Genomic DNA, 22,902 nt, shown 5'->3' on the forward strand with positions numbered 1-22,902 from the left:
ATAAAAGTGGAAGAACCAAAATAGACAAGTTAATGCACTGTGTATATAACGATGATTCCTTAGCGTAGGAAGAATCGGCTTTATTTATGTTAAAGCATATGTTTGTTTTCCACGCCTTGTTGCTCTTTATTTTCCTAAGGTTAAGGAATTCCTATGCAAATGCAAGTGCGCGATAATCGTCCCTTTTTTAAGATGGGCATGTAAACAGGAAGAATTCTAGCTCCGATTAGAGAAAAATTAATGCAACACTAATTGATTTAAGGTTGATGTAAGGTTCTCTTTAGATTGAGGAAAGGTTGGTTCATTACTTTTGAAACAGGGGAGAAATATCAAGAAATATGATTAAAATGGAGCTGATTTGATAATGAGTGCGGTAACTATTGTACAAACGCAAAATCTGACTAAAACATATGGGGCTGTTAACAGTGTAAATAAACTTGACCTTTATGTTCGTGAAGGAGAGATTTATGGTTTTTTAGGTCCAAATGGTGCGGGGAAAACAACCACGCTAAAAATGCTACTCGGACTTATCAAGAAGTCGGAAGGGACAATCAAAATTTTTGGTGAGAGTCTTGAAAAGCAACGTCAATCTATTCTGCAAAGGACCGGATCGTTAATTGAGTCACCCTCCTACTATGGACATCTAACAGGGCTTGAGAATATGAAGGTCATGCAGCGCCTGAGAAATGTACCAGATAAAAATGTAGATGAGGTGCTTCGTATTGTACGGCTGGAAAATCAGAAAAACAAAAAGACACAGCAATATTCGCTTGGAATGAAACAACGACTAGGAATCGCAATGGCTCTTCTTTCATTCCCCAAGCTACTGATTCTTGACGAGCCGACGAACGGTCTCGATCCCGCAGGCATTGGTGAAATTAGAGAACTTATTAAAGCCCTCCCTACACGCTATGGGATAACTGTGTTACTCTCCAGCCACCTACTCTCAGAGATTGATCAGATAGCTACTACTGTAGGTATTATCAGTGAAGGGAATATGCTGTTCCAAGGTAGCATGACAAGCCTTCGACAAAAAAGCAGTTCTACAATCTATCTGAAAACTGGAGACAATGCCAAAGCGGAACAATTACTTATTACTAAGGGTTACAGTCCAGCTATAACCGGAAGTCGGCTATGGTTAGGTCATCTTGAGGATATGGAGGTGGCAGAAATGAATAGATTACTTGTTGAACATAACATTCCTGTCTCACGGATCGAGGAACAGAAAAAAAGTCTGGAAGATATTTTCTTAGAGTTGACAGGAAAGGAGCGAAGCTTGTGATTAAAACATTAGGATTGGAATATTTCAAAATTCGCCGCAAAAAAATATGGATGATGATTCTGTTATTTCTTATTGTAGAAATGCTGTGGGCCTTCATGTCTATTAGTCGATCCATTGCTAGTAATCCAAATCACGCCATCTGGGAATCTGTCATTTTTAATGTATCCTCTATGAATGGGCTTTTTATGCCTATTATTTCAGCCATTGTGGTCTCACGAATTTGTGATATGGAGCATAAAGGGTCTACATGGAAAATGCTTGTTGCTACCAATGTAAGCCGTAATCATCTCTATATAGCGAAGTATATATGTGCTAACAGCTTGCTCTTGTTTGGCATCTTTGCACAAACTGTACTCATGATTGTGTTTGGACTGATAAATGACTTTCCTGGGTCACCTATCGAATTTTTCAGCCAGTTTATTATGGGGACTTTGTTGACAACACTCGCTGTTACGGCACTTCAGCAATGGATTTCCTTTGCTATAAAAAATCAAGCCTTTGCTTTATGTTTGGGCATGGTGGGTGGCTTTATTGGAATGACCGCTGGATTGATACCAGCTGCTCTTAGACATATTTTTATATGGTCTTATTATTTGGATATCAGTCCAGTTACTTTTCGATACGCCGAGTCTTCTGGCACTTATATAATGCAACCTATAGATATCGAAATTGCTGTGGCTGCATTGATTATGACTGTTCTACTCTATATTGCCGGAAATATTCATGTAAACCGGCAGGAAATTTAGGGAGGGAAGTAGATGGAACGAAGTATTTCTGCTGAATGGTTGAAATTAAGGCATACCCGGATTGGTCTTGTACTTGCTGTGCTTCCTATCCTAAGCCTTCTAACTGGAGGTGCAAATTATTATTTTAACCAAGGTGTTCTGCAAAATGGATGGTATAGCTTATGGACACAAGTGAGCCTTTTTTATGGTGAGTTTTTCCTACCAATCTTGATAGCTATTTGTTGTGCATATGTATGCAGGCTGGAGAACCTAAACCGGAATTGGCATATGGTAATGACCTCTCCTGTATCGGCTGCAAGTGTGTTTATTGCCAAATTGTTTGTTGTTAGCATTTTAATCTTATTTGCACAAGCGTTGTTTATGGGACTTTATTTAATTGCAGGCATCCTATTCTCTTTACCCGGACCTTTCCCTATTGAGACTTTGGGTTGGATAATACGTGGGTGGTATGCTTCTTTATCTATTATTGCCTTTCAATTATGCTTATCGCTGCGAATTCGGAGCTTTGCTACACCTATTGGTATTAGCCTTCTTGCAGTCTTTATCGGTCTGGGCATGTATATTGCAAAGTTGGGCCTGCTTTTCCCTTTCTCGCTACTCACCATTGGTATGAGCGTGTTAAGCCAGGATAAGCTTACTGGCTTACAAAACATTCAATTTTGGGCTATGAACATGGCTTTTGTTGTTATTTTTGCGTCTATCTTTATTCATCGATTGAAAAATAAAGATATTGTATCATCCTGATTGAGCTTAGGAGGAATTTGTGATGAAAAAAATATTGCTAATGCTCGGGCTCGTCATCATAATTGGGATTTGCTTGTGGATGTTCTTCATGAATCCAGAAAAGTTGAAACCTGATAACCCTGCTGGAAAAACCGTCTACTATACTATGATAACCGGTTCCGGTGTTCAAGATGACAATGAACGGTACGATTATGTACTAGCTGCCTTTAACGAAAAAGGAGAAGAAAAAAAACTTGAGTTTTCCGCTGGGAAACAATTGAGGGAAGGGGCTTATATTCAACTATATCACACGGGGGTTCGGGGAGTTACACATTGGGAAGAGATAGACTTCGAGGGGCTACCTGAAGCAGTAAAACAGCGATATCGAAAGTAAAAAGATTTAAGAAGAAAAGGTCTTTCTCAAAGATATCTAGTTGAGATAACGATACAAAAAATGACCACCTTAATCATTATAAACGTAAAAATGAAAGGCATGTCTTAGCTTTTTATTACTCAACATTCACTTCTGTCTTAACTTAGGAATTGAAAGAATATTAATTATTTTCTTAAGCATGTATAATAAAATTGGGTGATGTAGATTGGCGAATTTAAAAGAAAAAAAGATATTAATTGTAGATGATGAACCTGAAATCAGAATAATGATTGAAAAATTTTTAAGGAAAGAGGGGTTTTTTCGCGTTTTTACTGCTATTGACTGTGCTTCGACTTTGTCTTTTTTCAAAACAGACAAACCTGATATTGCGATTCTTGATGTTATGTTACCCGATGGTGACGGATTTTCCCTTCTGTCTTCTATCAGACAGCTCTCGGATATACCGGTGCTTTTTCTCTCTGCCCGTGGAGAGGATGAAGACCGTTTGCTCGGACTGGGTTTAGGCGCAGATGATTATATTGTGAAACCATTTCTACCCCGCGAGCTAATATTACGGCTTATGGCAATCTTAAAGCGTGTTTACGCTTCTCCTGTGACAGAGCAACTATCTGTTTTCCAGTTGGGGGATCGTATAATTAATTTGGAGAGCGCTATTGTGCAAAGCTACAGTGACCAGAAAGAGTTTTCATTGACTGCGAAGGAACATGCTATTCTTGTAAAGTTGTACGAAAACGAGGGGAAAATTGTTACGAGTGATGCGTTATGTCAGGCTGCCTGGGGAGACGACAGCTATGGTTACGAAAATACATTGATGGTTCATATTAGGCGAGTCCGTGAAAAAATTGAACTAGATCCCTCTAAACCAATCCATCTTATTACTGTTAGGGGACTGGGATATAAACTTCTACTACAGGAGACAGATTAGGTGGAAGGGATTATTCTCATTTTGCGACGGTTCGTCACCACCACCATCTTTATCTCGATATTTTTGCTTATATTTAATTTGGTTCTGTTAGGGACACTGGTATTCAAGGAAATTAACCAAAGTCCGTCACCTGAAGATATGCTTCGGCAAGTAGCCGAAGGTCTAGGCAAACAGAACGATAGCTATCGTATAGATGAGAATGTAGCAATGCTGTTGAAACGCAATCAATCATGGGCGATGCTGCTTGATGAAGATGGGCATGTGCGATGGGATTATCACCTGCCTGATGATGTTCCACAAACCTACAACCTAGTCGATGTAGCCAAGTTTTCACGGTACTATCTTATGGAATATCCGGTTTATGTTTGGGAGCATGATGATGGATTGGTTGTGGTGGGATACCCCAAGGAAAGTCATTGGAAGTATCAATTTGACTTTCTTTCTGATTGGGTGAGTTCATTACCTCTTAAGCTTATTCTGCTGCTAGTTGTTAATGTGGTCTTGGCTCTACTAATCTCAGTTCTGATTGGTATGCGTCTTATAAGAGGAATACGTCCCCTTGTAGAGGGTGTCCACAAACTAGCAAGGGAGGAGAAAATTCAGTTAGATTCCAAAGGCATATTTGGTGATTTGGCACATAGCATTAATTCTGCATCGGATAAGCTTCAAAAAAAGACGGATGCATTGAAGACAAAAGACGAAGCTCGTTCTAACTGGATCGCTGGAATCTCCCATGATATTCGTACACCTCTATCTATGATCCTCGGCTATGCAAGCGAGATGGAAGATGGTTCAGAGTTGCCTATGGAGCAAAGGTATCAGGCTGGTATTATTAGGCGACAGGGTGAAAAGCTACGATCACTTGTAAGCGACTTGAATTTGGTCTCGATGCTCGAATATGAAATGCAGCCTTTGCATTTGAAGAGTATCCGTCTGTCAGTATTGGCAAGACAAGTTGTTGCGGAATTTCTGAATAGTGGATTAGACGACCAGTATGAGATTGAATTGAAGCTTGCCGAAGAAGCAGTTAAAATCACTGGAGACGAGAAATTATTACTTAGGGCTATCAGAAATCTTGTTAATAACAGTGTGCGACATAACCCACAAGGCTGTAAAATCATACTGGAAACTTTTCTATCCGAAGATTCCTCCCGATATTTTTTTGTTGTAAGTGATAATGGACGAGGAATTCCGCAAGAAAAATTGGCGGAGATAACCGAGTTGCCTTATTCATCAACGAGAAAGCAAACTGATGATCAAGGACATGGTCTGGGGCTTCCGATGGTAGCAAGAATTCTTCAGGCTCACCATGGTCACCTCATTCTTTCAAAAGGCACAAACCAAAAAGGTCTAAAAGCTGTTATGAGATTTCCTGTGCAATCAAAAAATGGGGAACATTGAAAAAATACAAGATGAATTATTAATCCATCCCATGTCACAAGAAGACCATATTTTTGGTTGATAGTCATTAGTAACCCGTACCGATTACGGTGAGGTACTTTCATGCAAAATGCTGCGTATTATTTAATGATATAGGGTGAGTATATAAAAACTTAAAGGAGATATTATGTTTTTAATAGGGTTTTTATTGAAATATATCACTGAGCAAGTATATTTAAGTTCGGGGACATTACTTCTAGCCATTGCAGGAATTATTTTATCCTGTAAAGGGTTAAAAAAGAAAAAGTTAAGTCCGGTTGTACAAATAAGCCGTATATTGCTTTGTTTGGTATTGCCGATTGAAAACTTCCTTATGTATTTAGGTAATTTTGATGGGAATGCTGCAGACGGATTTGAATTCATTCCTTTTAGTGACGGGCAGAAATTAAGAATAGCATGTCAGGTTTTCTTTATCTTCATACCGGAAATATTCCAAGGTATTTCTAAAAGAATTAATGTGGGAACCATTAAGTGGCTGCTTTGGATCTATCCCGTTGGTATTATAGTATTTCATTTGCTGTTACCTTTATAGATAGAAGGGGAATGTAACAATAAAGCATTACGTGGATTGAAAGGTGCAACAATCTAACATTACCAGTTATGGTCATATATTCCTTGTTCGTAGTATAATAGTCACATAACTACTTTTAAGCGAGGTAGTTATACACAATCAAGACCCTCACTCTATAAGTGGGGGTTCTTAGTATGAAAATACTCTTACACTACTATAAATTGAATATATAATTAAATTTACTACTTTTAAAAAATATATTATGTTGAATCAAGAGATTAATATGCAGTGTTGGCACTGTAATTAGGAGAGAGCCTTTCAGAACGGTTAATTACATTTTGAAAGGCTTTTTCTATTTTTCTGCAAAGGATTAATTAGACTGGTGGTAAAAAGTACTCGTTTTATTGGTTGTGGAGTGTTAAATGAAGAAACAAGGGAGAAAAGTAAGGTTACATTTAAAGTAAGTAGTTTAGGACAAATTTCATTTTTCTAAAAGAGAACAATTTTGAGAGTTTAAAAATCTTCAGTTAGCATTTCCATTTTATTTATATGGAATAAGCAATACAAAATTCATATACATTAATTTTGTAATTTTAAAAGGTGACTATCATAAGAATAGAGAATAAATAAAAGAAAAATTTTCAGCAAAGATATCAGTTGGGGATGGTGGCAAGTTTATTTTTAATGTTTTGAAAACGTTTTAAATAGGAGGGGTTAAGGATGACGGAAAAAATAATCGCACTCTATCGTTTAATGGATAAGGTGGAAACTTATGAAGATTTTAGTTACCACTCTCATGATAGGTATGAAATATACTACTTTCATGGGGGAGAATGTAAATATTTAATTGGTGATCGGATTTATCGTTTACAGGAGGATGACTTAATTATTATGAATGGCCTAACATTACATCGAGCCTATCCTGAGCCTGGCGCTTATTATGAGCGCAGTGTGATTGAATTTTCTTCCGAATGGCTGCGGCCACTTTTAAACAATTTAAATGTCCCGGAATTGTTATCGCCATTTAATCAATTGAGCAATACTTTATTTCATATAAAAGATAAAGGACAGTCTGCTGAAGTAAAAGCATTGATAAAGAAATTGGCAGAGAAAGTGAAAAGATCCAAGGAAGAAAACGCAGTCGACGATCGCTTCCAAGTGGGAGAGTTAACAGCGATGCTGATGCAGCTTTTATTTAAGGTTTATGAGTTAAGTAAGCAGCAACTTGAACATAATATTCATGCTGAATCTGATAAAAATCTTCATGTCAAAAAAATGATTGAATGGATTGATACGCATTTCTGTGAACCAATCACGTTAGATGATATTGCCCATCATTTAAATATTAGCAAGTATTATATGTCGAGAATTTTTAAAGATGTAACAGGATATACAATTATGCAATATATCATGAGCTGTCGAATAAACCGCGCCAAATATTTGCTGGAGATACATCCAGACAAATCGATTCTTGAAGTATCTCTTGAATCAGGATTTGAAGATTCCTCTCATTTCAGTCGTTTTTTTCGAAAACAAATGAAACTAACTCCTACAGAATACCGTAATAGCAAAGCCATTCGTATGAAAAACACGAATTAAGCTAAATTCTCCCACAATGTCTCTACAGCACCGATTTTTAAATATGATTATTTAAAAGAGCAATAAAAAACAATTTCTTCATCAGATTACACAATTCTATCCACGTTAAAAGTAGATAACTTTCATACAATGGAATCAGAAGGGAACATAAACACGTAACCTCGATAAAAGTAATAGTATTGTTTATAGAAATGAGCATGCGAGATATTGTTAGTATCTCGTGATTATTTCTATAAAATTGAAAGCGTTGTCATAATGAGAGAAAAGGAAAACCAATCCATTAAGGAAAGGAGATTTTATGGAAAATAATCATGTTACGGCTACGGAAACCAGTATGTACATGGAGGCTGCGAAGAAGAAAAAGAAAAGAAGAACGACACAATGGACATGGTATATTTTCTTAATTCCTAGTTTTTTAGGGATTTTGCTGTTTATGGTTTATCCAGTTATTGAATCATTTAGATTAAGTTTTTTTAAATCAAATGGAACAATAGAAAGCTTTACGGGTTTAGATAATTTTCGCACGGTCTTAACATCAGGACCATTTTGGAATGCTGTTTGGAATACTTTTTTTATCGGAATATTTCAAGTGCTAATCACCATTCCCTTAGGATTCATTTTTGCTACCTTAATTAACTCTGTTGGAAAGGGAAAAAATTTCTTTAAAGTTATCTACTTCTTGCCCAATGTTACTTCAATTGTTGCTGCGGCCATGATCTTTCAATTTGTTTTACATCCAGAAATGGGAATTGTTAATTTTGCGTTAGACTCTATGGGACTGCCGACTCCAGGGTGGTTTTCTGAGCCTAGTACTTCTAAATGGGGCGTTATACTGCTGGCTGTTTGGCATTGGATTGGCTTTGTTATCATTATATGTCTTGCTAATCTTCAAGCGATTCCTTCAGAAATGTATGAAGCTGCAAAAATTGATGGAGCAAGTGGGTTACAGCAGTGGCTGTTCATTACGATTCCTAATATGACGGGTACCTTTGCTTTCTTATTAATAACAGGCTGGATTGGAGCGCTGCAACGTTTTAATGAGGTGTATGTAATAGGAGGACCAAATGGAAGCCCTGCTCGTTCTATACAAACAATGGGAGCCTTTATTTACGAGCGTGGGTTTACCGGTTTTGAATTCGGGATTGCCTCAGCTGCCACATATATTATGTTCATTATTATTTTAATTTTTACGTTTATCAACTTAAAAATGTCGAAAATGAAAATCTAATTTAGTGGGGAGGGAGACGATGAAAAATACGATCTCCATGAAAAAGCTGGAAAGAACGACAGTTATTCTAAAGTATATTGTACTATTTGTGTTTGGAGTAGTTTTGATGGCGCCATTTGTTTGGATGATCAGCGTAGGGTTTGATCGAACGGCTAATATTGTCATGCCTTTTCCACCGCGGCTAATACCAGAAGCAGTTTCATCCTTCAATTATGGGATCGTTTTTGAGAATGGGAGACTTATCCAAGCTTATCTTAATTCCGCCATTGTAACCGTAAGTTCTGTCTTTTTAAGTGTATCTGCTTCTTTATTAGCGGGGTATGCATTCTCAAAAGGGAAATTCAAGGGGAAGAGAGTCTTGTTTGTCATCGTTCTTTGTACATTAATGATTCCAATGGAACCACGGTTAATCCCTTTATATACTTTTTTTAATCAACTTGGCTTATTAAATACTTTTTGGCCCTTAATTCTTCCATCCGTTATTAGTGGAATGCTTATTTTTCTATGTAAACAGTTTTTCGATCAGCTGCCAGATACATTAAGGGAAGCGGCACAAATTGACGGGGCGGGAGAATTTAAAATTTTCTTCCGTGTGTATTTGCCGCTGGCAGGTCCGATAGCAGCAACAATGGTCATTTTATCGTTCATCTGGAGCTGGAATGATTTTATGTGGCCATTAGTTGTTATTAATGATTTGAATTTGCAGACGATTCCGCTTTATTTAGCGAGTTTCTCGCTGGAAAATGGGTCCAGTCTCGGCGGGTTAACGATGGCCCTAGCAACAGTAAGTGTATTACCAATTGTCATTGTGTATTTATTTTTACAAAAATATATTATCCAGAGTATTGCATTGAGTGGTGTCAAAGGGGAATAGATCATTCAAATAAATTGGGGGTTGGAAAATGAAAAAGAGGTTATTTTCTAAGACGGCTGCATTTGCTTTGGCATGGATGATGGTAATAAGTGCTGCGCTTGCTGGGTGTAGTTCTAAATCAGGAAGTTCTTCAGGTTCCGATAAGGATGGAGAATGGGCAGGACAGCAAATAACCGTTATGATGATTGGTGATTTCGCGATGGAAGACAAGACAGATCCGATTACAGGTGATTCAGTAAAAGGAGTAAAAGTGCTGAAAGAAGAATTTGAAAAGCAGCATCCTGGCGCCACAGTGAAATTCGTTCTGATGCCTTGGGAAGGATACACGGAGAAAACCCAAGCAATGATTACGTCAGGGGAAGCAGATGTGTATCAAATGCCAGGTGTTGCTGATTTTGCTCCACAAGGTGTTCTAGAACCATTGCAGCCATGGATTGAGAAAGATCCAGAATTTGATTTAGATAATTTTATTGATAATCAAGTAGAAGGGTGGAAAGCATTAGGTCCAGATAGTAAGGAGTTAGATATTTTCGGACTTCCATTTTTGGGTGATGCACGTTTTATTAGCTATGATAAACAGTTATTTGATGAATGGGGAGTAGAATATTTGTCTGAGTATCCAACAATGGAGGAAGTAGCAGAAAAGGCGAAACAAATGACTGGGAAAAATCCGAAAACAGGGGAGCAAAACTATGGGATTTGGTTCCGGGGTGACTGGTCTTCTGCCTTCACTTTAGTCGATTTGGCGGAAGGACAAAACGGACAGTGGGGAACTGGATTTGCCTGGGATGAGGTTGAATTTGCTTTTAATTCAAAAGAAATGCTGAATGGCTTAAATTGGCTACTAGATATGCAAAATTATGCTCCTAAAGGCATTGTGAGTAACCAAGGCAATGAAAAATGGTTAACAAAAGAAAATAATATTGCGATTATGCTAAACCAGGGACCTGGCGATACGGTAAAACCAGCCTATGCTCAAGGACTTGGCGATCGAATTGCCATTTCGCAAGAGTTCAAGAATGATGATGGGCAAGGCGGATTATTTGCAGGAAGTCCAATTACCATTGCCAAAGACAGCAAGAACAAAGAATTAGCCTGGGAGTGGCTTAAATTTGCTACAAGTGATTTTGTTCAAAAATATGTCTACGAAGAACTTGGTTTAGTACCATCTGTGAAATCAGCAACAGAATGGGATAGTGTGAAAGAACAACCTTTGATGCTTTCAGTGTTTGAAGCGATGTCTACTCCTATGACACCAAGATATCCATGGGGCTCTTCACAGCCACGTTATATTTTAACGTCTGAAATTGAAGCAGCATTAACAGGAAAAAGAAGTGCAGAAGATGCGCTGGAAAAAGCGCAAAAGGAAAGTACGGAGTGGGTCAAAAACCGCTAGAAGATAGACTTTAAATTGCAGGAATGAGGCAGATGGGATACTAGAAACTAAAAAAAAAAAGGTGTATCCAGTCTGCCTGTTTTTTATAAAAGGAGGAGCATGTCTAATGTTAAAAATAGCTGTGATTGGTCTCGGTGATATATCGAGTATTCATCTCTCTGCTATTCAAGCAAACCCAACAGCTGAGTTAGTAGCAGTAAGTGATATCGATGAAACACGAAGGGAGAGTGTGCAGGGGGTAAATTTTTATACAGATTACCAAGAAATGCTTGAAAAGGAAACGTTAGATTGTGTACATATTTGTTTACCACATTATCTTCATTATCCAGTGACAAAAGCTTGTGTGGAAAAAGGCATCCATGTCTTGCAAGAAAAGCCACTGGCTTTACACACAGAAGAAGGTCTTGAACTACTGAAACTTGAAGAGGACAACAAACAAGTGAAAATCGCTATTTGTTTTCAATATCGCTTGAATGAAACGGTTGAAAAACTACGGCAGATTATCGCAGAAAATAAGTATGGAAAAATCGTAGGGATCAAAGGGATCGTCACTTGGGCAAGGACAAAATCCTATTATGACAATAAGCCGTGGCGCGGGAAATTAGACTTAGCTGGTGGGGGAGTCATGATTAATCAAGCGATTCACACTTTAGATTTAATGCAGCTTTTGGGAGGGGAAATAGCGACAATAAGAGGAACTGTTGACCAGCTTCTTGATTATGGCATTGAAACGGAAGATACGGCAGCAGCCAGAATAGTTTTCAAAAATGGGATTAATGGGTTCTTTTTTGCTACAAACGCGAATGGAAATAACTCAAGTGTAGAGCTTCAAATCGTCTGCGAAAATCAAAAGTTGACCATTAAGGACAATAGGCTAACGATGCTAGATGATAATGGCGGTAAGATAGTGATAGAAGAAGATACTAAGCTTTATGGTTCTAAGTTTTATTATGGAGCAAGTCATAAAAAACTGATTGACGGCTTTTATGCTTGTATTCTAGAGAATAGAAGGGACTATATACATGTCAAAGATGCCCTGCCTTCCTTACAAATGATTGATGCGATCATCCAATCATCTATGCTGAAGAGGGAAATCAGAATCGATGAAGTCCTTGTTTCCAATCGAAGTTTAGGAGATATGTAGTTTTTTAGGAGATTATATTTACTTAAGAATGATACCTTTTTTATTTTTGTGCACGATTGAGCAAATCGTCTGCCTTAAGACATTGAAAAAGCAATAGGGGTAAAATAATTGCCAATAATGAACAAGATTAGCTGATGTGTTTCTCATTTTAGCGATTAAGATAGAGGTATCGACTTTTATTTTACAAAAAAAGGAGCGAGTTCGATGCATAATCAGTTTGCTGCCCAATTGTTTACAGTAAGAGAAGAATTAAAGAGAGGAATTTCCCCTGTATTTAAAGAGTTGAAGGAGATGGGCTGGGACGGGGTTCAGCTATCTGCATTACCTGCTGACTATGATCCGCATGAAGTTGCAAAGGCCTTACAGGAAAATAATCTAGGCACAGCTGGAATACATATCCCGCTTGATCGGTTAGAAAACGATTTAGAACAAGTAGTGGAGGAAGTAAAGCTATATAACACAAAAGATATTGTCTGCCCATTTTTACCAGAGGATGTAAGAAATCAAGACGGGTATGAGGGGGTAAAGGCGCTTTTGAATGAAGTGGCTGAAAAAACACCAGAATTTCGCATCAGCTACCATAATCATGCCTTTGAATTTGATACAGACATAGATGGGAAATCAGCGCTGGAATATTTATTGGAGCCTACTTCCGATAATAAGATTTTTGCGGAAATTGATGTTTTCTGGGTAAAAAAGGCTGGAAAAGATCCGCTGCAATTTCTTAAACCCTATGCAAATAGAATGCCAATCATTCATTTAAAAGATATGACAAATGATGAAAGGCAAACTTTTGCAGAGGTTGGTACAGGGCTGATCGACTTTCCCCCTATTTTAAATTGGTGCAAAAAAGCTGGGGTTGAATGGTATGCAGTTGAACAAGATATTTGTCCAGGAGATCCGATGGATAGTCTCCGAATAAGTTTAGAAAATCTTAAACGTTTAACAAGACTTTTGCAGTAAAGCTTTAGAAATGAAAAAGAGAGGTTAGGAAGGAGACGGAGAAGATTGGCTAAAGTCAAAATAGGCATTATCGGTATTGGTAATATGGGAAGTTCGCATGCAATGTATTTAAATAATGGCGAAATTGAGGGAGCGGAATTAATTGCTGTGTGTGACAGCAATCCAGAAAGATTGAAATGGGCAAAGGAAACATTAAGAGAGCATGTTCAGCAGTTCGATCATGTTGACCGCTTTTTTGAATGTTCGGATATGGATGGAGTTATTATTGCAACACCTCATTATGATCATCCACCATTGGCGATTCAATCACTAGAACAAGGGTTTCATGTCTTAGTTGAAAAACCTGTAGGTGTATATACAAAAAACGTAAGGGAATTAAACGAGACTGCAAGCAAAAGCGATAAGGTATTTGGGATTATGTTTAATCAGCGAACCAATCCCTTATATCAAAAGCTGAGAGAGCTTGTGCAAAGTGGCGAAGTGGGAGAAATTAAACGAACAAACTGGATTATCACAGATTGGTATCGTTCACAAAGTTATTATGATTCAGGTGGCTGGAGAGCGACATGGGCTGGGGAAGGAGGCGGAGTTCTTCTAAATCAAGATCCGCATCAACTGGATTTATGGCAATGGACAAGTGGATTAATGCCTAAACGAGTCCGCGCATTTTGTGGATTTGGGAAGTTTCATGATATTGAAGTAGAAGATGATGTGACCGCATATGTGGAATATGAAAATGGAGCAACGGGCGTCTTTGTTACATCTACAGGTGATTCTCCTGGAACGAATCGCTATGAAATATCGGGTGATCGCGGAAAAGTAGTCATAGAGGATGGAAAGTTAACCTTCTGGCGACTAAGACAATCGGAAAGGGAGTTCAATAAAGAATATAAAGGGGGATTTGGCGAACCGGAATGCTGGAAAATTGATATTCCTATTAAAGGAGAAGCAACACAGCATAAGGGGATCACAGCAAATTGGGTAAATGCTATCCGCAATGGGACAGAGCTGCTTGGACCTGGTGTAGAAGGCATAAAGGGATTGGAAATCTCGAATGCCATGCATTTATCGGCATGGATCGATGATTGGGTTGAACTCCCTATTAACGAAGATCTTTTTTATGCTAAATTACAAGAAAGAATTAAGACATCTACTTTTAAAAAGAACAAGCATGCATCGATCACATTAGATGTGAAAGGTTCTCATTAAAGACAGGGCAGATTAGTCTGTCCTTTTTTGTAAGAATAAGAGAAATGTGGGAGGTACAGAAGATGAAATTAGCTTTTACTACTCTTGGATGTCCTCATTGGAATTTAGAAACAATTATCCAACATGCAGTGGAAAATGGTTATTCAGGCATTGATTTTCGTGGGCTGCTAGGAGAACTTGATCTATATAAGCTTCGTGAATTTTCAACAAACGTAAAAGAAACGGTACGTCTCTTTAAGGAAGCTTCTTTAGAGATTCCGTGTTTTTCCAGTTCAGTCAAATTGGTTACTCAATCACAAGAAGAATATGAGAAGTATGTAGAGGAATTAAGAGAATACGCATTGCTCTGTAAGAAATTCAACACTCCTTATATTCGTGTATTTGGCGGAGCGGTTGGAAAGTGGAAGAGAGAAGAAGCAATGGAAATCGCTGAGAAAAATGTTCATGATTATTTGGCGATTGTAGAGGATATTAATGTCAAACTTCTCCTAGAAACACATGATGATTGGACAGATAGCAGATATGTGAAAGAGCTAGTTCAGCGAGTTTCCTCTGATTATTTGCAAGTATTATGGGATATCCATCATCCCTATCGAACAATTGGCGAAAAGCCTGATGTTACTTGGGAGAATCTTGGGGAATGGGTTGCCTATACCCATTGGAAGGATTCTTATCTAAAAAAGGAAGCAGAAAGAGGCTATCAGCTTTGTCTTTTAGGAGATGGGGATATACCATTACAAGACATATACACTTTATTAAAAAGGAACGGGTATGATGGCTACTATACATTGGAATGGGAAAAAAAGTGGTGTCCTGAATTGGAGGAGCCGGAAATAGCCTTTAAGCAGTTTAGTAAGTATATGAAAAATATTCTTGTGTAAGGGGGAAATCCTATGAGGTTCGGATGCTGTGCTGCTATTGATCAGGCAGAGGCATTGGATAAAGCGGGGTATGATTTTATCGAATGTACGGTTATTTCCTTGATGCCAGAAGAAAAGGAAGAGGTATTTAAAACAATATTAGAAAAATATCAAGCATCACCTTTACCTATTGAAGCTTTTAATATTCTTTTGCCAAGTGACTTAAAAATAGTGGGAGATAAGGTAGATAATCAGCGAGTGAAAGATTATTTAAAATCTGCATTAGAACGTGTTTGCCGAATAGGTGCGGACACAATTGTATTCGGAAGTGGTGGTGCAAGAAGTTTTCCGAAAGGACTGTCGAAAGAAAAGGGCAGAGAACAAATGGCAGCCTTTTTATCGACAATATCGGATATGGCGGACCAATTAAGCTTAACGATTGTAATAGAACCGCTCAACAAAAAAGAATCGAATATTATTAATAGTATTTCAGAAGCTGCTGCATGGTCAAAGGAATTTAATCAAAAATCTTTAAAAATATTGGCTGATTTCTATCATATGGAAGAAGAAAAGGAACCACTTACGAATTTCTATGAATATAGAGATTTTATCCAGCATATCCATGTTGCTGATACGAATAGGCTGGCTCCTGGTACAGGAATGTATCCCTATCCTGAGTTTGTGCGAAACATACATAAAGCAAACTATGATGGCAGAATCTCCATTGAATGTAATTGGCGGAATTTTGCAGAAGAAATTGGACCAGCACTTGATTTTTTAAAAAAGCAGTTTTCTTGTCATTAAATGAGTCTCTAAATTTTTTTTAGTACCTTCTTATTTTTTGTTACAGATAAAAATGGTTTGTAACAATCTTGCCTAAAATTTCCTAAATTTAGATGTTATTTGCTAACTAACTCGATTGGTTAATACTTCCATCATGTTGTAAATCTCTTTTCTAGTAAGCTATCAACCTAGCAATCTTTTGTTTACCACTTTTTGGACGATGAATCGAAATATTACATCTGCTAGCCTAATAGAAGACACCAGAAACAACGACTACTAGGAGGTAAGAGTTTTGAAAAAATTAATAGTAGCCGCTGGATTAGTGCTATCTATTTCAGCATTTATGTTAATCGATAAAGCAGATGCAGCAACGAATCGAACGATTCAGTCTGGGGATACTTATTGGAAAGTGGCTAAGGGCTTTGGGATTCCAATCGGTGATTTAATGAAAGCAAATAATAGCAAAGCCTTAATTACAGGTCAAAATATTATTCTACCAAATGCCACTGTTTCACCAGCCGATAAAGATTTAATGGCGAGATTAGTTCGCGCTGAGGCTGTTGGTGAACCATATGCAGGAAAAGTTGCAGTAGCAGTGGTTGTTTTGAATAGAGTAAAAAGTAATCAATTTCCGAATACTATTCGTGATGTCATCTATGAAAAATCGAATGGATATTATGCTTTTACCCCTGTTCAAAATGGGGAAATTAATAAGGCAGCTGATGCGGAGTCAAAAAGAGCAGTTAATGAAGCAATTGCATTAGATGGAAAAGGAAATGGTTCTCTTTATTTCTTTAATCCAAAAACAGCTACAAGTGACTGGGTTTTCTCACGAGAAGCAACGGTTACTATTGGAAACCATCGTTTTGCTAGATAAATAGTAGATATTTCCTTTTAAAAAACAAAATAACTAAAAGAGCTATCTAAAATCCATACTCTCGGTTTTTAGACTAGCTCTTTTTTAATTCTAAATTATTTCTTTATGGTTGATGTATATTAGCTCTTTTTAAGTATTAGTATTTAATTCATACTAAATTATTGTTTTATTGGTTAATGGTACCAGATTCTTTAACTCTACTACCATATCCTGTATTATCCGATTTGTTAATTTTGATAGTTTAGATATCTTAAATATAGTAAGGAATAATATAAGGGATTTAAGTTATGAATGGGAAGTTTTGGCCGATTATCTAGATTTATTGTAGTATATTTATAGAAAATATTGGAGGTGAACTTTATGGTGGAAAGTTTAAAAGTAGTTAATATGACAAAGAAATATTCAGATGATAGGGAAATTATCAAAATAAAGAATTTTACTGTAGAAAAGGGAACCATTCATGTCATCGAAGGAAAAAGTGGTTCTGGGAAATCGACTTTTTTAAGTATTATAGGTGGATTGGAATTTCCTACAAATGGAAAGGTTTATTATAATAATGAATCATTTTATGATTTGCCTGAGCAAAGACAAGCTGAAATAAGGGGGCATAAATTTGGCTTTGTATTTCAATCCTTTCATTTAATACCAGAATTGACAGTTCGAGAGAATATTGAACTTCCATTGAAACTATTAAAAAAAAGGGAGAAACAATTGAAATATAGTATTGATGAGCTTTCGCAAGAATTAGGAATTCACTTTTATTTAAACAAGCTTCCAACTTTTCTATCAGGTGGGGAGCAGCAAAGAGTGGCTATTGCCAGGGCTTTAATAACTGAACCAGATATATTATTTGCGGATGAACCAACAGGTAATTTAGACCAAATTACAACTAAAAGTATTACTAGCTTATTAACTAAATTTAATAAGGAAAGAGAACTTTCTTTAATTATAGTTACACATGAGAAGAATTTAATTCAAGTTCCTCACTTTTTATATTCCATGAAAAACGGTGTATTAGAGGAGATGAGTTAAGTGTTTACATTAGGATTTAAATTTCTATGTTCTAGAAGAAAGTGGACTATATTGATAGTCCTTGCATTGTGTCTCATTATTTCTTCTGTTCTCTCTATATTTACAGCATCTGAGGCTATTAGAGCTGTTCTAATGGAAAAATCTTATTTGCAATATGGGAAAAATAGTGGAGTTCTGGTTGGTATTGAAAAGTCTAAATCTGAAATAAATAAGGAAGTAAAAAATATAGGCGAATTCCAATTGATTGATTGGATTCCTTTAGAGAATTCCAATTCCGCTACAATTGGATGGATGGATAAGGGAGCTGTAGACTTATCGAAAATTAAAGTAATGGAGGGACGGTTGCCAATTGGAAAAAATGAAGTAGCCATTGAATCCGCATACTTAAAATTATTTAATAGTAGCTGGGCTATTGGAGACATGATAACACTAGATGGTAAAGAAAAGCAATGGAAAGTAAAAATTGTTGGGATTATTTCAAATTATTCCTCGAAAAGGTATATACCTTTTCAATTTCAAAAAGAATTAGCTTTCCCCAATATTTTTATTAGCGAGCAATATAAAGACAAGTCTAGTAAAAGGAATTATCTAATTAACTATGAAGACGGCAAAAATACTACTCTCAAAAAAACAGAAAATTTATTAGCTGAGTATGATGATAAGGGTTTTGTAAATGAAAAGCTATTTTTGGAAGGCCTAAGAGATTATGATACTATTCGTAATATTTCAATCTTTTATCAAACGGTTATTCTTTTCATTTCGATATTTTCTATAAGCAGTTTATTTGCTTATTTTAATAAATCGCAACGGAGAAAAATTGGGGTATTAAAGGCACTTGGAATAAAAAGAATGCAGCTGTATTTTTTTTACTTTTCTCAAACATTTATTCTTTTCTTTTCTGGTTTGATTTTAGCAGTTCCCCTAAATTATGTTTTTAAATTCCTAATAATAAATAAGAGTTTTAAAGAAGGTATAAGTACATATCAAAATCAGACTTATACTTTTAGTATATGTTGGATTCTCTTTCTTTTTTTCATGGTTTTATTTCTATCTTTTTGGGAGATATTTCGTTCTAGAAATCTATCTATAAAAATGTTAATTAATGGAGTAGAAAAAATACCGATTGTGAATATACTAATTAATAAAAATATAAAAAGATTTGAGATAAAACAGTTAACAAGACAATTATTTTTGTTTCCTAAACAATTTATTTTAACTGTAGCAATGATAAGTTTGTCTATACTTATTTTATTGTTTTCTGTCATTTTTCAAAAAGAGACGGAAGGTATATGGGATATAGATGAATATTATTATTTAAATTCCCAGGAGGTTTACGGATTTGACACGCAAGATAATCTGTCTATCCTTTTAAGGAAGGGGTTAACTTTTTCAGAACAACAAGTTACGAATCTAAAGATTCTGCCTGGTGTTCAATATGTTGAGAAGAATCCTTTTATGGTAGATGTAATTCCATTAATCACATCACAGCAAAAAACAAAAGATATTACTCAATGGTTGGATAATCAGGGAGAAATAATCACTTATAATCAAAAATGGATTGTGCCAAATGTTAAATATGAAATTATTGATAAAGAGGAATTTTCACAACTTTTCCCAGAGGATGATTATAAAGCATTTCGAGGCAAAATCATGATCTTTGTTCCTAATAAGGATGGTAGAAAAGATGCAAATTTAAATAATCTGAAAGGAGAAACAATCGAATTCATTAAACAGGAAAAGCATGAAGGGAAATTGCAGAAAATAAAAGAACAGTTCGAAGTATATAGTGTTAACAATGAAACATATGTAAAACAAATTAATAACAAAAACAAAATAAGTTATGATGGTTTTACTATTATTTTTGATAAAGATACAATGCAGAATTCTAAACTCTTCAACGGTTATATGGAACTCGGAATATTTCTTGATACTAATATTACAGAAAATGAATTAAAGAAGATTGATGATTATGTTAATCAGATGATTGCTACTGTACCTGGTAGTTTGTTACAGAACATACCAGAATTTATCCAAAATGATACAAAGATAACTTCGTTGTTAGGTTTCCTTGCAAAATTTTCTTTCATAATTACTTTTCTTCTTACAGTTACTAGTATGTTTATAATCGTATTTAGTAAATACCAACTCCAAAAAAAGGAGTGGGGGATTTATCTGTCTTTAGGAATGTCAAAAAGAAAATTATATTATTTTCTGACATCAGAAATGGTAGTTTATTGTTTAATTGCTGCTTTAATGAGTTTTATTATTATATTTTTGTATTTAATGGGCGCAGTTTTAACCTTTCCTCTCTCTTACTATTTATATTATTATCTTCTCGTTATTATATATATGTCGCTTCTATTAATAGTTGGAAGTTTTATTATTTATAAAATAGTCATAAATCAAACAGTGTATAATATGTTAAGGGAAGTAGAATAAGTAAATTTTTAGTTGCTTTTAAACAGTCCATACAATTATAAACAAAAATCTAGTCGTATATTATAATAAGAGAATGTAGACAGAATCTGTATTTTAGTGGAAAGAGGAAGGAAGAGTGAATAAGAATTTATGGGCTGGATTTATTCTGGGGATTGCAGTGACCATTGGCATCGGATTAGCAATTATCTTTATTGGGGATTATTCTGTTCAAAAGGAAACGAAAACAGAATCTCAATCAATTACAGAGGAGGGGAATAGTAAAGAGGAAAAGTCTAGCAAAATAGACGGAAATAACGAGAGTGAAGGAATATCCTACAGTATCGAACCATATGTTTTGCTATTAAAAAAGGAGGATGGATCTATAGAATCATTTAATCATGATAGTGCATCAAGCGAAATGAAGCCTGTTGATTATTCACCTACTCGAAAAAAAGTTTTGTTAACTCCACAATATGGGTGGGAGGCAGGTGGGGCGCTCTATGTTTATTCGAAAGAAGATGGATTAAAAGAAATAATCAATGTGAACGCTACCTCTGGTGAACAAGAATATCCAAGTGGAGCTGTTTGGCTAGATGAGCGATATATACTTTATATGAATAGTAATTTGTATGGAACGATTCCTAGTGGAGAATTAAAAATCTATGATACGGAAACTAAACGGCAGCTGCCACTTGACCTATTTAAAGGTGATGCGGCAACGCACCTTGCTCGATTAACTAGTATGGGAAAAACGTATATAGTTATTGGAGGAATACAGTTCACAGATGATATGTTAAATGATACGAAAGCATATGTGGAGCAGCATGATTTAGAAGAAATTCTTAAATTGGTAGAATGATAGATAGTTTGAATTGAAAGACCACAAAGGGGTTATAGAAAATCTATAACCCCAACATATCAGCCTTATAAACTAATCAATAAGCCCTTCTTCTTTCAAAAATTCGACCGCAACATCTTCATATTGCTCTTTATCAATATCTACTTTTGCATTTAATTCTTGCATTTTTTCATTATCAATTTTTCCGACAAGCATGCTTAATACTTCTTCTAATTCTGGATATTTCTCTAATGTTTCCGCTCTAATTACTGGTGTTGCATAGTATGGTGGGAAGAAGTTCTGATCATCTTCTAGAACTTGTAAATCAAATGCTGGGATACGGCCGTCTGTTGAAAAGGCGTCAATAACATCGACATCACTGTTTTTAATCGCACTGTACATAATACCAGAGTCCATCGCTTGCGTATTTTTAAATTGTATTCCATAGGTATCGATAAGACCTGGATAGCCATCTTCTCTTTCTAAGAATTCCGGTTCAGATCCTAAGGTTAGGTCCGGTGCGATCTTTTTTAAGTCTGAAATAGTCTTTATTTTGTACTTTTCCGCATCTTCTTTGCGCATGGTTAATGTGTATGTGTTGTTAAATCCAAATGGCTCTAGCCAAACTAAATTATAGTCTTCTTTAAATCTTTTTTTCACTATTTCATAGGCTTCGTCAGGATCACTAACCATATCTTCCTTTAAGATACTTAATAATCCAGTACCTGTATATTCCATATACATATCATAATTTCCGGTATTAACCCCCTCAAAGGCTGGGGCGGTTCCGCCAAGGAAAGATTCATAGTTTACTTTTAAGTCTGTGTGCTCTTCAATGAGATGCCCCATGATGTACACCATAATTTCTTGTTCTGTGAAATTTTTTCCAGTAATAGTGATGCTATCCTTTCCGCTTTTTCCACTGCTGAAATTGGCAATCACAGTCGAAAGTGGAAGGATTACGATTAAACCTGCAACAATCCAGATTCGTATTTTGCTTTTTTTCACTTTTTTATTTTGAAGACCTTGAGGGGTCACATCTGTTTCTAATAGTTTTAATAAGTAATCAAATATAATCGCCAAAAGGGCAGATGGGATTGCTCCAGCAAGGATAAGGCCAGTATTATAGGTTTGTAAACCACGGAAGATCAAATCTCCCAGTCCGCCTGCGCCGATTAATCCAGCGATTGTTGCCACCCCGATTATTAATACTGTTGCAGTCCGAATTCCTCCCATAATAACGCTTAAGGATAGTGGCAATTCAACCATCCATAACACTTGGCGATTGGTCATACCCATCCCTACGCCAGCTTCGATTGCAGATTTTTCTACTCCGACAATTCCTAGATATGTATTGCGCAAAATAGGTAATAGACCATAAACAGTTAAAGCAATAATGGCTGGAAGTTTCCCAGTACCGATGAATGGTACTAGAAATACTAGTAATGCCAAACTTGGTATGGTTTGAAATACGCCGGCTACTCCAATGATGGAGTCTGCGATTTTTCTGTGGCGAGTTAAATAGATTCCTAGTGGAACGGAAATCACGATTGCAATGGCAATAGAGATAAGAGAAAGATACATATGCTCTAAAATTAAATTCCATATTGTCGGCCAACGGTTGATGAAGACATCTATTGTGTCTGTGATTATATTAGGA

21 protein-coding genes are annotated in these 22,902 nt (G+C 36.2%); 20 read left to right on the forward strand and 1 reads right to left on the reverse strand.

Annotated elements, in window-relative coordinates; translation table 11 throughout:
* Positions 1–364 precede the first annotated feature (364 nt).
* From NSQ92_RS04910 to NSQ92_RS05005, 20 genes are all read left to right on the forward strand, one after another.
* Entirely contained in the window at positions 365–1,282 is a 918-nt protein-coding gene (locus NSQ92_RS04910; protein ID WP_047941486.1) for an ABC transporter ATP-binding protein, read from the forward strand.
* On the forward strand, positions 1,279–2,028 hold the full coding sequence (locus NSQ92_RS04915) for an ABC transporter permease (protein ID WP_061799782.1): 750 nt from the start codon (positions 1,279–1,281) through the stop codon (positions 2,026–2,028). The genes NSQ92_RS04910 and NSQ92_RS04915 overlap by 4 nt, the downstream gene beginning before the upstream one ends.
* Before the next feature lie 12 nt (positions 2,029–2,040).
* Positions 2,041–2,772 carry an ABC transporter permease gene (locus NSQ92_RS04920; RefSeq protein ID WP_047941488.1) on the forward strand — a complete coding sequence of 244 codons (732 nt, stop codon included), beginning with the start codon at positions 2,041–2,043 and terminating at the stop codon, positions 2,770–2,772.
* Between the two features lie 22 nt (positions 2,773–2,794).
* Positions 2,795–3,145: a YxeA family protein gene (locus NSQ92_RS04925; RefSeq protein ID WP_341152431.1), complete on the forward strand. Its 351-nt coding sequence runs from the start codon at positions 2,795–2,797 to the stop codon at positions 3,143–3,145.
* A gap of 205 nt (positions 3,146–3,350) precedes the next feature.
* Positions 3,351–4,070, forward strand: coding sequence for a response regulator transcription factor (locus tag NSQ92_RS04930; protein ID WP_047941490.1), 720 nt, complete (start codon positions 3,351–3,353; stop codon positions 4,068–4,070).
* Positions 4,071–5,471, forward strand: a complete 1,401-nt coding sequence (locus NSQ92_RS04935; protein ID WP_328283125.1) for a sensor histidine kinase — start codon at positions 4,071–4,073, stop codon at positions 5,469–5,471.
* A 166-nt stretch (positions 5,472–5,637) separates the two neighbouring features.
* On the forward strand, positions 5,638–6,042 hold the full coding sequence (locus NSQ92_RS04940; protein ID WP_047941492.1) for a hypothetical protein: 405 nt from the start codon (positions 5,638–5,640) through the stop codon (positions 6,040–6,042).
* 699 nt (positions 6,043–6,741) lie between these two features.
* Positions 6,742–7,620, forward strand: a complete 879-nt coding sequence (locus NSQ92_RS04945; protein WP_235844516.1) for an AraC family transcriptional regulator — start codon at positions 6,742–6,744, stop codon at positions 7,618–7,620.
* A 298-nt stretch (positions 7,621–7,918) separates the two neighbouring features.
* Complete coding sequence (locus NSQ92_RS04950; RefSeq protein ID WP_047941493.1) at positions 7,919–8,848, forward strand: carbohydrate ABC transporter permease; 930 nt, start codon at positions 7,919–7,921, stop codon at positions 8,846–8,848.
* A 19-nt stretch (positions 8,849–8,867) separates the two neighbouring features.
* Positions 8,868–9,722, forward strand: coding sequence for a carbohydrate ABC transporter permease (locus NSQ92_RS04955; RefSeq protein WP_047941494.1), 855 nt, complete (start codon positions 8,868–8,870; stop codon positions 9,720–9,722).
* 28 nt (positions 9,723–9,750) lie between these two features.
* Positions 9,751–11,118: an extracellular solute-binding protein gene (locus NSQ92_RS04960; RefSeq protein WP_047941495.1), complete on the forward strand. Its 1,368-nt coding sequence runs from the start codon at positions 9,751–9,753 to the stop codon at positions 11,116–11,118.
* Positions 11,119–11,224: 106 nt separating this feature from the next.
* Positions 11,225–12,262: a Gfo/Idh/MocA family protein gene (locus NSQ92_RS04965; RefSeq protein WP_341152432.1), complete on the forward strand. Its 1,038-nt coding sequence runs from the start codon at positions 11,225–11,227 to the stop codon at positions 12,260–12,262.
* Positions 12,263–12,466: 204 nt separating this feature from the next.
* Positions 12,467–13,225 (forward strand): sugar phosphate isomerase/epimerase family protein, encoded by a 759-nt coding sequence (locus tag NSQ92_RS04970; protein WP_047941497.1) that lies wholly within the window; start codon positions 12,467–12,469, stop codon positions 13,223–13,225.
* 45 nt (positions 13,226–13,270) lie between these two features.
* On the forward strand, positions 13,271–14,434 hold the full coding sequence (locus NSQ92_RS04975; protein ID WP_047941498.1) for a Gfo/Idh/MocA family protein: 1,164 nt from the start codon (positions 13,271–13,273) through the stop codon (positions 14,432–14,434).
* A gap of 62 nt (positions 14,435–14,496) precedes the next feature.
* Positions 14,497–15,315, forward strand: a complete 819-nt coding sequence (locus NSQ92_RS04980) for a sugar phosphate isomerase/epimerase family protein (protein WP_047941499.1) — start codon at positions 14,497–14,499, stop codon at positions 15,313–15,315.
* Positions 15,316–15,327: 12 nt separating this feature from the next.
* The gene (locus NSQ92_RS04985) at positions 15,328–16,098 is read left to right on the forward strand and encodes a sugar phosphate isomerase/epimerase family protein (RefSeq protein WP_047941500.1); all 771 of its coding nucleotides are present in this window, start codon (positions 15,328–15,330) and stop codon (positions 16,096–16,098) included.
* A gap of 322 nt (positions 16,099–16,420) precedes the next feature.
* Entirely contained in the window at positions 16,421–16,954 is a 534-nt protein-coding gene (locus tag NSQ92_RS04990; RefSeq protein WP_047941620.1) for a cell wall hydrolase, read from the forward strand.
* 360 nt (positions 16,955–17,314) lie between these two features.
* On the forward strand, positions 17,315–17,986 hold the full coding sequence (locus NSQ92_RS04995; protein WP_047941501.1) for an ABC transporter ATP-binding protein: 672 nt from the start codon (positions 17,315–17,317) through the stop codon (positions 17,984–17,986).
* The gene (locus NSQ92_RS05000; RefSeq protein WP_341152433.1) at positions 17,987–20,425 is read left to right on the forward strand and encodes an ABC transporter permease; all 2,439 of its coding nucleotides are present in this window, start codon (positions 17,987–17,989) and stop codon (positions 20,423–20,425) included.
* Positions 20,426–20,540: 115 nt separating this feature from the next.
* Positions 20,541–21,263, forward strand: coding sequence for a hypothetical protein (locus NSQ92_RS05005; RefSeq protein ID WP_328283122.1), 723 nt, complete (start codon positions 20,541–20,543; stop codon positions 21,261–21,263).
* A gap of 72 nt (positions 21,264–21,335) precedes the next feature.
* Here NSQ92_RS05005 and NSQ92_RS05010 read toward each other — a convergent pair whose 3' ends face one another.
* Positions 21,336–22,826 carry a glycine betaine ABC transporter substrate-binding protein gene (locus NSQ92_RS05010; protein ID WP_082138280.1) on the reverse strand — a complete coding sequence of 497 codons (1,491 nt, stop codon included), beginning with the start codon at positions 22,824–22,826 and terminating at the stop codon, positions 21,336–21,338.
* Between the last annotated feature and the right edge of the window lie 76 nt (positions 22,827–22,902).

This window comes from Niallia sp. FSL M8-0099 (assembly GCF_038006945.1).
In the GTDB taxonomy this organism is placed as follows: domain Bacteria; phylum Bacillota; class Bacilli; order Bacillales; family Cytobacillaceae; genus Niallia; species Niallia circulans.

What these genes read in the sequence shown, in the direction of transcription:
- NSQ92_RS04910 (WP_047941486.1), top strand. Translation starts at nt 365, where the DNA reads ATGAGTGCGGTAACTATTGTACAAACGCAAAATCTGACTAAAACATAT.
- NSQ92_RS04920 (WP_047941488.1), top strand. Translation starts at nt 2,041, where the DNA reads ATGGAACGAAGTATTTCTGCTGAATGGTTGAAATTAAGGCATACCCGG.
- NSQ92_RS04925 (WP_341152431.1), top strand. Translation starts at nt 2,795, where the DNA reads ATGAAAAAAATATTGCTAATGCTCGGGCTCGTCATCATAATTGGGATT.
- NSQ92_RS04940 (WP_047941492.1), top strand. Translation starts at nt 5,638, where the DNA reads ATGTTTTTAATAGGGTTTTTATTGAAATATATCACTGAGCAAGTATAT.
- NSQ92_RS04945 (WP_235844516.1), top strand. Translation starts at nt 6,742, where the DNA reads ATGACGGAAAAAATAATCGCACTCTATCGTTTAATGGATAAGGTGGAA.
- NSQ92_RS04950 (WP_047941493.1), top strand. Translation starts at nt 7,919, where the DNA reads ATGGAAAATAATCATGTTACGGCTACGGAAACCAGTATGTACATGGAG.
- NSQ92_RS04955 (WP_047941494.1), top strand. Translation starts at nt 8,868, where the DNA reads ATGAAAAATACGATCTCCATGAAAAAGCTGGAAAGAACGACAGTTATT.
- NSQ92_RS04960 (WP_047941495.1), top strand. Translation starts at nt 9,751, where the DNA reads ATGAAAAAGAGGTTATTTTCTAAGACGGCTGCATTTGCTTTGGCATGG.
- NSQ92_RS04965 (WP_341152432.1), top strand. Translation starts at nt 11,225, where the DNA reads ATGTTAAAAATAGCTGTGATTGGTCTCGGTGATATATCGAGTATTCAT.
- NSQ92_RS04970 (WP_047941497.1), top strand. Translation starts at nt 12,467, where the DNA reads ATGCATAATCAGTTTGCTGCCCAATTGTTTACAGTAAGAGAAGAATTA.
- NSQ92_RS04980 (WP_047941499.1), top strand. Translation starts at nt 14,497, where the DNA reads ATGAAATTAGCTTTTACTACTCTTGGATGTCCTCATTGGAATTTAGAA.
- NSQ92_RS04985 (WP_047941500.1), top strand. Translation starts at nt 15,328, where the DNA reads ATGAGGTTCGGATGCTGTGCTGCTATTGATCAGGCAGAGGCATTGGAT.
- NSQ92_RS04990 (WP_047941620.1), top strand. Translation starts at nt 16,421, where the DNA reads ATGTTAATCGATAAAGCAGATGCAGCAACGAATCGAACGATTCAGTCT.
- NSQ92_RS04995 (WP_047941501.1), top strand. Translation starts at nt 17,315, where the DNA reads ATGGTGGAAAGTTTAAAAGTAGTTAATATGACAAAGAAATATTCAGAT.
- NSQ92_RS05010 (WP_082138280.1), bottom strand. Translation starts at nt 22,826, where the DNA reads ATGTATCTTTCTCTTATCTCTATTGCCATTGCAATCGTGATTTCCGTT.